The 12571-nt window shown below is 39.0% G+C and carries 14 protein-coding genes and 1 riboswitch; of the genes, 1 reads left to right on the top strand and 13 read right to left on the bottom strand.

What is annotated here, in order from left to right:
• Positions 1-268 precede the first annotated feature (268 nt).
• From ACESOD_RS05025 to ACESOD_RS04965, 13 genes are all read right to left on the bottom strand, one after another.
• Positions 269-484 (bottom strand): capsule biosynthesis transcriptional regulator, encoded by a 216-nt coding sequence (locus ACESOD_RS05025; protein ID WP_001140700.1) that lies wholly within the window; start codon positions 482-484, stop codon positions 269-271.
• 105 nt (positions 485-589) lie between these two features.
• Positions 590-1486 carry an SPFH domain-containing protein gene (locus tag ACESOD_RS05020; RefSeq protein WP_000243418.1) on the bottom strand — a complete coding sequence of 299 codons (897 nt, stop codon included), beginning with the start codon at positions 1484-1486 and terminating at the stop codon, positions 590-592.
• An 82-nt stretch (positions 1487-1568) separates the two neighbouring features.
• Positions 1569-2819: a threonine ammonia-lyase IlvA gene (gene ilvA, locus ACESOD_RS05015; RefSeq protein ID WP_373094371.1), complete on the bottom strand. Its 1251-nt coding sequence runs from the start codon at positions 2817-2819 to the stop codon at positions 1569-1571.
• Positions 2820-2899: 80 nt separating this feature from the next.
• The gene (gene ilvC, locus ACESOD_RS05010) at positions 2900-3922 is read right to left on the bottom strand and encodes a ketol-acid reductoisomerase (protein ID WP_045763621.1); all 1023 of its coding nucleotides are present in this window, start codon (positions 3920-3922) and stop codon (positions 2900-2902) included.
• A gap of 65 nt (positions 3923-3987) precedes the next feature.
• A complete protein-coding gene (gene ilvN, locus ACESOD_RS05005) occupies positions 3988-4464 on the bottom strand; it encodes an acetolactate synthase small subunit (protein WP_001253809.1) in 477 nt (158 codons plus the stop codon).
• Positions 4457-6157 (bottom strand): acetolactate synthase large subunit, encoded by a 1701-nt coding sequence (locus ACESOD_RS05000; RefSeq protein ID WP_061862727.1) that lies wholly within the window; start codon positions 6155-6157, stop codon positions 4457-4459. Before ACESOD_RS05000 ends, ilvN begins: the two co-directional genes overlap by 8 nt.
• 204 nt (positions 6158-6361) lie before the next feature.
• The gene (gene rplA / locus ACESOD_RS04995) at positions 6362-7051 is read right to left on the bottom strand and encodes a 50S ribosomal protein L1 (RefSeq protein WP_001085672.1); all 690 of its coding nucleotides are present in this window, start codon (positions 7049-7051) and stop codon (positions 6362-6364) included.
• 96 nt (positions 7052-7147) lie between these two features.
• Positions 7148-7573, bottom strand: a complete 426-nt coding sequence (gene rplK / locus ACESOD_RS04990) for a 50S ribosomal protein L11 (RefSeq protein WP_001085808.1) — start codon at positions 7571-7573, stop codon at positions 7148-7150.
• A gap of 194 nt (positions 7574-7767) precedes the next feature.
• Positions 7768-8250, bottom strand: a complete 483-nt coding sequence (locus ACESOD_RS04985; protein ID WP_373094369.1) for a GNAT family N-acetyltransferase — start codon at positions 8248-8250, stop codon at positions 7768-7770.
• On the bottom strand, positions 8225-8644 hold the full coding sequence (locus ACESOD_RS04980; RefSeq protein WP_373094367.1) for a ParB N-terminal domain-containing protein: 420 nt from the start codon (positions 8642-8644) through the stop codon (positions 8225-8227). Before ACESOD_RS04980 ends, ACESOD_RS04985 begins: the two co-directional genes overlap by 26 nt.
• A 27-nt stretch (positions 8645-8671) precedes the next feature.
• Entirely contained in the window at positions 8672-9322 is a 651-nt protein-coding gene (locus tag ACESOD_RS04975; protein WP_373094365.1) for a phosphatase PAP2 family protein, read from the bottom strand.
• The gene (locus tag ACESOD_RS04970; protein ID WP_000185852.1) at positions 9312-9875 is read right to left on the bottom strand and encodes an ECF transporter S component; all 564 of its coding nucleotides are present in this window, start codon (positions 9873-9875) and stop codon (positions 9312-9314) included. The genes ACESOD_RS04975 and ACESOD_RS04970 overlap by 11 nt, the downstream gene beginning before the upstream one ends.
• 163 nt (positions 9876-10038) lie before the next feature.
• A riboswitch (FMN riboswitch) is annotated at positions 10039-10273 on the bottom strand.
• 48 nt (positions 10274-10321) lie between these two features.
• The gene (locus ACESOD_RS04965) at positions 10322-10825 is read right to left on the bottom strand and encodes a tRNA (cytidine(34)-2'-O)-methyltransferase (RefSeq protein WP_001273606.1); all 504 of its coding nucleotides are present in this window, start codon (positions 10823-10825) and stop codon (positions 10322-10324) included.
• Positions 10826-11218: 393 nt separating this feature from the next.
• On the opposite strand from ACESOD_RS04965, the gene trkA reads away from it, so the two are divergent.
• Entirely contained in the window at positions 11219-12568 is a 1350-nt protein-coding gene (gene trkA / locus ACESOD_RS04960; RefSeq protein WP_373094362.1) for a Trk system potassium transporter TrkA, read from the top strand.
• Positions 12569-12571 lie beyond the last annotated feature (3 nt).

The raw sequence follows: 12571 nt of genomic DNA, 5'->3' as shown, positions 1-12571 counted from the left end.
TATTACTAATCTTTTATTTGATTTTCATGAGTGATACTCAATGAAAATCAAAGAGCAAACTAGGAAGCGAGCCGCAGGCTGTACTTGAGTACGGCAAGGCGAAGCTGACGTGGTTTGAATTTGATTTTCGAAGAGTATGAGATCACTCAGCTCCCTGTCAACCTAGTTCATTCTAACAAATAGATTTGTTGAGTAGGTCATAGTATGGCTATTTCTCCATTCCATAAATAAAAGCAGACCCTAATTAGAGTCTGCTTGTATCCAAAGATTAATCTTCAAATTTTTCATGATTTTTTTCATAGAAATCAATTAATCCAAGGGCTGTTTCAAAGGAAATATTTTTAACTTTTGCACGTCCTTGAGCTAGAGCAATGATAGACATTTCACGTGCATTCGTTTCTTTAGAAATACGATAACCAGTGATCTTCTTATCACGAACCCAGCTAACAACTGATTCTACTTTTTCAAAGTTAGTCTTAGCCATGTTTTTCTCCTATTTTATTCTTTACGATATTTAATTGTATACGTTTTTATGGCATTTGTCAATAAAAAAACATATATCCAATCAAATAAGACGTTAAGATTACATTTACTTAGCTTTCAAAGCCGATAATATATGGGTTCGTATATCTTCAACTCCGTTAGGATTTGCTGGTAAGAAAATTGTATTATTACCTTGTTTTTCTGCAAAATTATTCAATGTATCTAAATACTGGTTAGTTAACAAGATTGACATGATTTGCTCTTCAGTTAATTCAACATTGGCTCCTTTTAACTCTTTAATAGAATCAGCAAGTCCATCAACAATTGCTTTTCGTTGCTCTGCGATCCCCACACCATGTAGGCGATCCTTTTCTGCCTCTGCTTCGGCCGCTGTTACGATCTTAATTTTATCTGCTTCGGCCAATTCTTGTGCTGCTACTCTCTTACGTTGAGCAGCATTGATTTCATTCATAGATTGCTTGACTTCCGCATCCGGCTCTACTTTGGTAATGAGCGTTTTGACGATAATGTACCCATACGTTGACATTTCTTCCGCTACTTGTTTTTGAACTTCTAATGCAATTTCATCCTTTTTCTCAAACAATTCATCCAAAGTTAACTTAGGAACTGATGAGCGCAATGCGTCTTCAATATAAGATTTGATTTGAGCCTCAGGTCTCATTAGTTTATAGTAAGCATCTGTAACATTTTGTTCATTTACTCGGTACTGTGTCGCAACATTCATCGTCACAAATACGTTATCTTGAGTCTTGGTTTCCACAACGATTTCACTTTGCAAGAGACGCAGTTGTACACGAGCTGCAATTTTATCAATCCCAAATGGTGCTCTTAGGTGAATACCACTATTGCTCAATTTTTGATACTTACCAAATCGTTCAATGATAGCTACTGATTGTTGTCGAACAACATAGATTGAGCTCATTAATATAGCTCCTACAATAAGCATTAGAATAATTAGAACAAGTATAACTTTTAAAACCATGGGAATCTCCCCCTTTCTTCACTTACATTATAGCACTAGTAAATAGGTTAGGCAAATAATATGATAAAAATTTCATAGCATATTAAACAAGCATATTATATAGGGTCTCATTCCCATTCAAGTTAATATAAGACGGGTCGAATTTTTCCATCCGGTGAATCAATCCAGCATAATCATGTTTATCAGCAAGTGCAATCCCTATTAGTACTGGACCAGTTCCTTTGCTAGCTCGTTTGATATATTCAAAACGAGTAATATCATCATGAGGTCCTAAGATATCATTTACAAACTCTCGAAGTGCTCCCGGACGTTGTGGGAAATTCACTACAAAGTAATGCTTGATACCATCATAAATCAAGGCACGTTCTTCCATCTCTGGCATACGGTTAATGTCATTATTCCCTCCAGAAATGATACAACAAATAGTCTTGCCTTTAATATAATCGGATAATACTTCTAGAGCTGCAACACTAGCAGCACCCGCAGGTTCTGCTACGATACCTTGTTTAGAGTAGAGATCAATTAAGGTCTCAGAAATCAAGCCTTCATCTACTCCGATAAGAGTTTCTACATGTTTGCGTGTTGCTTCATAGGTCAACTGTCCTACCTTTTGCACTGCAATTCCATCCGCAAACTTATCAATTTCTTTAAGTTTAACCGGTCCTCCAGCTTCAAAGGCAGCCTTCATAGAACGAGCACCTTCAGCCTCTACTCCAATGACCTCAATCTGAGAATTTGTTTCTTTAATATAAGTAGAAACACCTGAAATGAGACCTCCGCCTCCAACAGGTACCAAGACAGTATCAAATTCAATAGATTCTTTACGAGCTTCTTCTAAAATTTCATAGGCTACTGTCCCCTGACCAGCTTGAACATAGGGATCATCAAAGGGATCAATAAAAGTACGATTTTCAGCTACGGTAAAGTCTTGAGCAGCCTTGGCTGAAGCATCAAAAGTATCCCCTACTAATTTAATGGTTACAAAATCACCACCAAAAAAACGAACCTGACCAATTTTTTGTTGAGGTGTCGTAATTGGCATAAAGATTGTTGCAGGAATCTTCATCTCATTACATGTGTAGGCAACTCCTTGAGCGTGATTTCCCGCTGAAGCACACACTACACCACGTTCACGTTCCTCTTTTGTCAATTGGGAAATAGCGTAATAAGCCCCACGAATTTTAAAAGAACGGACACGTTGAGCATTTTCCTTTTTAAGATAAATTTTCGCTCCGTATTTTTCGGATAAATAATGATCGTAGTCAAGTGGTGTATTGGCTACTACACCATTCAAAACCTTGTGGGCTTTCACCACATCTTTTGCACTTAGCATAATCTCCTCCTAGATGAGTTTTCAAGATAAAAAGCGAGTTAGGTTCCCCCCAACTCGCCTTCTGTTTATATTCTTAAAAATTAGTTGTAGATCTTGAATGCATCATCGTCGTTTTTACCGACAAATGGCATTGCTTTACGCAATTCTGCACCAACTTTTTCAATTTCAAGGTTAGCTGCTTGTTCACGGTAGGCAGTCAATTTTGGACGTCCAGCTTTGTAGTCATTTACAAAGTCGTTGGCAAATTTACCATTTTGGATGTCCGCAAGAACTGCTTTCATATTTTCTTTGACTTGTTCAGTGATTACACGTGGACCTGAAACATAGTCACCATATTCAGCAGTGTTTGAAATTGATTGACGCATTTTCTTGAATCCACCTTCGTAGATCAAGTCAACGATCAATTTCATTTCGTGAAGAACTTCAAAGTAAGCCAATTCTGGAGCATAACCAGCTTCTGTCAAGACTTCAAAACCAGCTTCAATAAGGGCAGTCAAACCACCACAAAGTACTGCTTGTTCACCAAACAAATCTTCTTCAGTTTCTTCTTTGTAAGTTGTTTCAAGAAGACCTACACGAGCTGCACCAACACCTTTACACCAGTCCATAGCGATGTCTTTAGCATTTCCTGTTGCATCTTGGTAGACAGCGTAAAGCGCTGGAACACCAAATCCTTCTTCGTAAGTACGACGTACCAAGTGTCCTGGTCCTTTAGGAGCACACATGAAGACGTCAACATCTGCAGGAACTTTGATGAATTCGAAGTGGATGTTGAAACCATGTGCAAAACCAACAGCATTTCCAGCTTCCAAGTTTGGTGCAATTTCTGCTTCGTACAATTCTTGTTGGATTTCGTCTGGAGCCAAGATCATGATAACATCAGCTAATTTAGTTGCTTCTGCTACTGTGTATGTATCAAAACCATCTTCTTTTGCTTTGTCAAAAGATTTACCTGGGCGTACACCGATGATCACATCACGACCTGAATCACGCAAGTTTTGAGCGTGAGCATGACCTTGTGAACCATAACCGATAACGGCGATTTTTTTACCGTCAAGTGCTGCTACTTTTACATCTTTTTCGTATTCCATTTGAACTGCCATAGTTTTTTCTCTCTTTTCTATTTTTATTGCCTATTAGGCTAGTTTAACAAATTGAGGTTGGATTTTTAGTCGCGGGTAAATCCAGTTGCACCCGTACGAGCGATATTCTTAATACCATATGGTCGAATCACTCGAATCAAAGCTTCACTCTTCTCTGCATTCCCAGTCATCTGAATGGTAATGGAACTTGGAGCTACATCGACTACTGTTGCACGGAAAGGTTGGATAATAGCCAAAATTTCTGCACGTTTTTCAGCAGGCGCTGAAACCTTTATAAGAATTACTTCTCGTTCTAAGTGGGGCTGATCCGTGATATCACGAATACGAATCACATCAATCTGACGATTAAGTTGTTTGATGATTTGCTCAACCTCATCATGTGAGGCAACATCGATGATAATGGTAATTCGTGATACATTAGGATTTTCCGTTGCACCCACAGAAATGCTTTCGATATTGACTTGACGTCTCGATAAGACTCCTGTGAAGCGATTGAGAACACCTGAACGGTTTTGAAGTTTGGCTGTTAACATTCTACGCATTAAACTTCACCCCCAACATCTCATGATTACTCTTACCAGCTGGGACCATCGGTAAAACATGTTCTTTCCGAGAAATGTCTACTTCAATAAACATTGGTTCATCTTCCATAATGACTTCCAAATCCTTCTCAAGAGTTTCAGGATTATCAAACTTATAATTCTTAATTCCATAGGCTTGAGCCATCAATTGGAAATCTGGAAGGCTATCAAAGACCGACTCTGAAGTTCGACCATCATAGAAGGCTTCTTGCCACTGACGAACCATCCCGAGTGAATGGTTATTAAGCATGATGACCTTGATTGGAATCTTGTAAATATTTAAGATTGCCAATTCCTGATTGGTCATCTGGAAACCGCCGTCTCCGACAAAGAGAACAACTTCTTTATCTGGATTAGCAATCTTAGCACCAATAGCTGCCGGGACTCCGAATCCCATGGTTCCTAGACCACCTGATGTTACCAATTGACGCTCGTTTTGGTAAGGATAATATTGAGCCGTCCACATTTGGTGTTGTCCAACGTCTGTTACGACAATGGCATCGCCATTGGTCAACTCACCGACGCGTTCAATAACTGCTTGGGGTTGTACAACTCGTTCTTTCTTATCATATGAACGAACACGATTCTTATCTTTGGTAACTTTTTCAATCCACTTTTCAGTATTGTTACGAACGATTGGCTCAGCTAGTAACTGCTGCAAGGCCTTTTTCGCATCACCGACAACTGGAATATCAACTGCGATAATCTTACCAATCTCTGCAGGATCGATATCAATATGCGCTACTTTTGCATTCTTAGCAAAGGTTTTAGGATTTCCAGTCAAACGATCATCAAAGCGGCAACCAATAGAAATCATAAAATCAGCCTCAGTCATGGCAATATTTGCTGCAAAGGAACCATGCATTCCACCCATTCCCAAAAACAGTGGATGGCTAGTTGCAATTGTTCCCTGTCCCAAAAGACTTGTCACAACTGGAATTTGATAACGCTCTGCAAATTCATTTAACTCCCCTGCAGCCTCAGCATAGCTAATTCCACCACCAGCTAACAAAACTGGCTTCTTAGCCTTAGAGAGTTGCTTCAAGATCTTCTTGATTTGCATATCATTTGGCTCAAGTGTTGGCTGATAACTTGGTAAATCTATCTCTGGAGAGTAAATGAAGTCTGTCTCAAGCGCAGAAACATCTTTTGGTAGGTCAATGACGACTGGCCCTGGACGACCTGTAGTCGCAATATGCACAGCTTCTGTAATAATTCGCGGAATATCCGCAGTTTCTCGAACCTGATAATTGTACTTAGTGATTGGCATGGTGATACCAACGATATCAGCTTCTTGAAAAGCATCCTTACCGATTCCCGCTCTTGCAACTTGTCCTGTGAAGACCAAAAGGGGAACACTATCGCTCATAGCATCTGCGATCCCTGTAATGGCATTTGTAGCTCCTGGTCCGCTTGTGACGACTGCAACACCCAGTTTTCCTGTTGACTTAGCATAACCTTCAGCTTCGTGAAGACAGCCCTGCTCATGGCGACCTAGAATATGGCGGATTCCCTTAAAATTATAAATAGCATCATATAAAGGAAGTACTGCTCCACCAGGATAACCAAAAATCGTGTCGATTCCTAAGTCGCGAAGTGTTTCCAAAACAAGATCCGATCCCGTCTTAGGTGAGTCTAAAATGATTTTCTCCATCGTTCCCCTTTCTCTTATCTTAAAAATAGCTTGTTACTATCATACCATTTTTTCAAAAATTTTCAAGAGAAAAGAGCAAATTTTCTGAATTTTCTATCTAGATACTTTACAATATCAAATAGATTAGAAAGTTTATACGTATTTATATTTTTTGAATAGAAAAAGGTTGAGACAAAATGTCCCAACCTTTTGATTCTTTACTAATTAAAGTGAGTTAACGTCAACCTTGATACCAACACCTTGAGTAGTTGTGATTGTCAAGCTTGTTACGTAAGTTCCTTTAGCAGTAGCTGGTTTAGCTTTTTGAATTGTTTCGTTGAATGCTTTGAAGTTTTCAACCAACTTGTCAGCTTCAAATGAAACTTTACCGATGATCGCTTGTACGATACCTGCACGGTCTGCACGGTAAGTGATTTTACCACCTTTAGACTCCTCAACTGCTTTAGCAACATCCATTGTTACAGTACCAGTTTTAGGGTTTGGCATCAAGTTACGAGGTCCAAGGACACGTCCAAGACGTCCAACAAGAGCCATCATGTCAGGTGTAGCGATAACTACGTCGAAGTCCAACCAACCGTCGTTGATTTTAGCAACAAGGTCATCTTCACCAACGAAGTCTGCACCAGCAGCTTTTGCTTCTTCAGCTTTTGCACCACGTGCAAATACAAGAACGCGAGCTGTTTTACCAGTACCGTTTGGCAATACCATTGCTCCACGGATTTGTTGGTCAGCTTTTTTAACGTCAATGTTCAAGTTGTAAGCAACTTCTACAGTTGCATCAAATTTTGCAAAGTTAGTTTCTTTTGCAAGAGCTACAGCTTCTTCTACGCTGTATGCTTTTGTGCTGTCGATCTTCTCAAGAGCAGCACGAAGTTGTTTGCTTTTTTTAGCCATTTTCTATTCTCCTTGTAAGTGGTTCAATCGATTTTCATCTCCCACGTCACTTCTCGAAATGATGAAGTCTTGCGGGTTATATAGGGATGTTATTGATTAGTCAACAACAGTGAATCCCATAGAACGAGCAGTACCTTCGATCATACGCATTGCAGACTCAATGTTTGCAGCGTTCAAATCTGGCATTTTAGTTTCTGCAATTTCTTGTACTTGTGCACGAGTAACTGTAGCAACCTTAGTTTTGTTAGGTGTACCTGATCCTTTTTCAACACCTGCAGCTTTTTTCAAAAGAACAGCAGCTGGTGGTGTTTTTGTAACGAAAGTAAATGATTTGTCTTCGTATACTGAGATAACAACTGGAATGATCATACCAGCTTGGTCAGCAGTACGAGCGTTGAACTCTTTTGTGAATCCCATGATGTTGATACCAGCTTGACCAAGAGCAGGTCCAACCGGTGGAGCTGGTGTAGCTTTACCAGCAGGGATTTGCAATTTTACAAGTTTTTCGACTTTTTTAGCCATTTTTAAATCCTCCTTTGTGGTTTTGGCGGTAATTTAGAGATTTTTACCTCCCACAAGTATGCTTTACACATACCCATCTATTATACACTATTTTTAAAAAAATGCAAGAGAAATTTTTATTTTTGATATTTCTTTCTGTTACAATTTTTTTGGTGAAATCAATCTTTAGAATCTTCTATCACGATGGAGTGAATTCATTCAATCAAAGTCAGTACAAAACTCACTCCATTTTCAGTAGCGCCTCTTTCCACAAATCCAAGAGACTCAAAACATCTTCTAGAGATACGATTGAAAGTATAGATTTCTTGAACTTTCAATTGTTTCCAACCCTTTTGCCGAGCTAGATCAATCAAAGCCTTCAAAACCTTGCGTCCAAGTCCCTGATGTTGATAAGTTGTATTGCCAATCACAATAGGAAGATTCTCCTGAGATAAGGTGACATCCCCAATTGGAAGCCACTCTCCCTTTTCTCGAAACTCAATCCAGAACAAATCCCCGTGTCTTTCTAAATAGGAATACATGGCATTTAATTTTTCCGGACTATAAGGTATTCTAATACCGTCTACAAGTTCCACCAAATCCACATCTTGATACCAGGCCAAAGCTGCATCATGATGATCCGCTAAAAAATAGGGAACTAGACGCAAGGAATCATCTATCTGAATGATTTTTGTCATCATTTTCTAATCCTAATACTAGCTCCGCTGCTTGATTAAAACCATCACACCAGTTATACCATTTTGCTTCATACTCATCTTGAGGTAAGATATGATCTTTTAAATCCAGAACAGAGTATATCTTTCTTTTCTCACAAGCCTGCGCATAGAGATGATAGAGTTCATCACCTCCATCTCTATCCCACTCAGCAGAAATCGTATTCTGGCCTATCAATAAAGCCTGATAAGCCCTGTGATGCCCATCTGTAATCAACAAATAATCTCCAAATGCAAGAACACTGATTGGATTGATATTGTGCTTTTCTACCGATTGATAAAGCATCTGGATATTTTGTAATTTCTTTTTTGATAAGTATAGTTGACTCGGATGAAGATCTTTTATGTTGACTTCCATTTCTTCCTCCTCAAGAAGGGTTAATGCCTACTTCTGCTTTCCTTTGAAGCGCCATTGAAAACGCAGTTTATCATAGAAAGGAAACTCCATAAACAAAACTCCTAGGCCTACACAAAGGCTGGCAATCACATCTGATGGATAGTGAACTCCCAGATAAATTCTTGATACCAATACACTGACGATGTATAAACTTAGTAAGATTTGCACTACTTTTCTCCAAGTTGTATTCTTAATCCGTTGGCTCAAAATCACAATCAAAGTTCCAACCATAATCGTTACTGCCAGAGAATGTCCACTAGGAAAAGAAAAACCTTTTTCCTCTACTAGATGTACTATTTCTGGTCTAGGTCGTTGGTAGATATTTTTAAAGGTTACGATTAAGATTCCAGCTAAAGTCAAATTCCCCAGCATGAGATAACTTTCCAGTTTCCATTGCTTACGGTAAAAAATAAAAGCTACAATGAGAACCCAAGTGATAATGACTGGGATATCAATTAAATGTGTGATTGTTCTGAAAAGAACGGTCAAGGAAGCAGGTAAGTCACCTCGAATAGCAGTCTGGATTGGTTGATCAAAGCCAATCAGCATATTAGGGTAAAACTTGACAATATAACCTAAAATTACAAAAAGCAAAAGGGCAAAAGAGCCCTTCATCAAATATGTTTGTTTATCTTTCATAGTATTTTAAAGTTGGTTTCAAAAGGACAAACAACAACCAGAAAGAGATGGCAAAGATAATACCTTCAATCAGATTAAAAGGCAAGACCATAGTCATCAGGTAGTTGCTCAATCCTAAGATTTTCTCAATATCAAAATTAGCAAACTTAGCGTACAAAGGAACAGCATAGACGTAGTTCAGAACTAGCATAGCTAGAGTCAAACCAAGCGTACCAGCTAGTGAAGCTAGGACGAAACGCATGGTTGTTCGCTCTTTTTTCCAAATCAAACCAAAAGCAAGCACAAAGACTCCCAAGGCAACAATATTCATCGGTAAACCAATATAGGTACTAACCCCTTGATTGTTCAAAAGAATTTTCAACAAGGACCGAAGGAAAAGCACTCCAAAAGCTGCTGGTAAATCCAAGACTACCAAACCCACAAGGACCGGTAAAATACTGAACTCAATCCTCAAAAAGGATGCCGCTGGCAAAAGCGGAAAGTCAAAGTACATCAACACAAATGAAAGCGCTGATAGAATTGCAATGGTCGAAAGTCGACGTGTGTTTGTCATAACAGGTTCCTCCAATTTTCTATAAAATCAGAAGAAGTTGGAAAGGATTCCTCTATCTACCCTCTATTTTTATTTTTAAATTCCAAAAGTTTCCCCTCACTCTGTTTAAGCAAGCGGTTGCAATTTACCTATAAAAAATCAATTAGAATAGACAAAGCCATTCTTTCGTCTTCTCCCATCCAGACTATACTGTCGGTTGTGGAATCTCACCACATCAGCTTGCGCTCGCGGACTTCTTTTAGAGTAAGGAAATGGAGATTTTTCTTTTAGACTAGGCGACAAGCTGTAGGCATAACTTTTGGTTAGGCAAAGCTTGGCAACAAAGTATAAAAGGAAAAGAACATTTCCGAGTAAAAGTCACCGCCGGTCGGGAATCTCACCCAGCCCTGAAGACCCCTTTATGATAACAAAAAAAGCTTGCAAGCGCAAGCATTTTATCTAAGTGTTTATTTCAATTTATCTGTTTCATAAGTGTGAACCAGTTCGAGGCCCACAAAGTTTTGTTGTCGGAGAGCCTCATAGACAATCATACAAACTGTATTTGAAACATTGAGACTTCGAACATGCTCATCATTCATGGGAATGCGGAGAGCTTTTTCTGGATGCTCGCGCATAAATTCCTCAGGCAAGCCCTTATCTTCGCGCCCAAAGAGAAAATAATGATCTCCTTCTGTCGTGAAATCTGCATCTGAATAGACTTTTTCTGCAAACTTGGAAATCAGGTAGAGCTGACCATCCATTTTTTCCATAAAATCAGCCAAGCTATCATAAAAATGAATCTCAAGCTTGTCCCAATAATCTAGACCTGCCCGCTTCATCTTACGATCATCAATAGGAAAACCCATCGGTTTGATAATATGAAGGGGCGCATTCGTTGCTGCGCAAGTACGAGCAATATTACCCGTATTTTGTGGAATCTGGGGTTCAAATAATACAATATGATTTGCCATGCCTTGTTTCCTCTCACTAGTGCAAAAAAATAGCCACACTGCTCGGAGTCAAGCTCAGCAAACAGCGTGGTTAAGGCATCGTTAACTTACCTCACAACAGGTTTGAAGTAAATCAGCGAAACTACTGTTTTAGTATATCACTTTCAGCTTGAATGTCAATAGAAATGACTTGATTTTTTCAATTTTTTTACAAACATATTTACATTAGCTAAAAATGCTTATGTATTCATTAAAATTACACGAAAATAGCTGATTTATATCTTAAATTTTTAACGAGTAAGCTTATCAGTGGGACAATTTTCTACCCTAATAATGAAAAGAGTCGGTTGCCGAGTGCATTTTATTCTAAAAAAGAGTATGATAGATACATATTGAAAAAGTAGGTTATTTAATATGAAGATTATTCTTGTCGGAGGGGGAAAAGTTGGTTCTGCCCTCTGTCGTTCGCTTGTCGCTGACAATCATGATGTTGTCCTCATTGAACAGAACGAAACAGTTCTTAATTACATGACTAGCCGTTTTGATATTATTGGAATTGCAGGTAATGGGGCTGACTTTGCCATGCTAGAAGCTGCCAACGTTCAAGACTGCGATATTTTTATTGCTATGACTCAGTATGATGAGGTCAACATGGTTTCAGCTGTTCTGGCTAAAAAAATGGGGGCTAAAGAAACCATCGTTCGTGTCCGCAACCCTGAATATTCCAACCCCTATTTCAAAGAAAAAAATATTCTCGGATTTTCTCTCATTGTCAATCCTGAACTCCTTGCAGCTCGGGCAATCGCTAATATCATCGATTTCCCAAACGCTCTATCTGTTGAGCGTTTTGCAGGTGGCTTAGTTAGTTTGATGGAATTTGTTGTCCGTAAGGATAGCAATATCTGTCAGATGTCTATCGCAGACTTCCGGAAAAAGTTTGGCAATGTGATCGTCTGTGCTATTGAGCGAGATCATAAGCTCATGATTCCAAGTGGAGATATGATCCTCCATGACAAGGATCGGATTTTTGTTACTGGTAATCGTGTAGACATGATGCTCTTTCATAACTATGTCAAATCTCGTGTCGTTAAGAGCTTACTCATTGTCGGTGCCGGAAAAATCGCTTACTATCTCGTTGGTATTTTGAAAGATAGCCGTATTGATACCAAGGTCATTGAGCTCAATCCAGATCGGGCAGCATTTTTCAGCCAAAAATATCCGAAACTTTATATTGTCCAAGGCGACGGAACGGCAAAAGATATCCTCTTAGAAGAAAGTGCCCAACATTACGATGCTGTCGCAACTCTTACTGGCGTTGACGAAGAAAATATCATTACTTCTATGTTCTTAGACAGTGTAGGTGTTCAGAAAAATATCACTAAAGTCAATCGTACCAGTCTCCTAGAGATTATCCATGCTCCAGAGTTTTCGAGTATCATCACACCAAAAACAATCGCTGTCGATACCATTATGCACTTTATACATGGTCGTGCTAATGCCCAATATTCAGACCTTCAAGCTATGCACCACCTAGCAAATGGGCAGATTGAGACACTTCAATTTCTCATCAAAGAAGCCAATAAAATGACTGGCAAACCTTTGTCTCAACTTAAATTCAAAAAAGATTTATTGATTGCTGCTATTATTCGTAACGGGAAGACCATCTTCCCAACTGGTGAAGATAGCCTTCAAGTCGGTGATAAGCTAGTGGTTATCACACTACTATCAAATATCACCAAGATTTATGATTTGTTAGAGAGGTAAGCT

The organism is Streptococcus oralis (assembly GCF_964238205.1).
In the GTDB taxonomy this organism is placed as follows: Bacteria; Bacillota; Bacilli; order Lactobacillales; family Streptococcaceae; genus Streptococcus; species Streptococcus oralis_CZ.
Note: the sequence above shows the minus strand (reverse complement) of the source record. Positions and strands in the feature narration are given on the sequence as shown.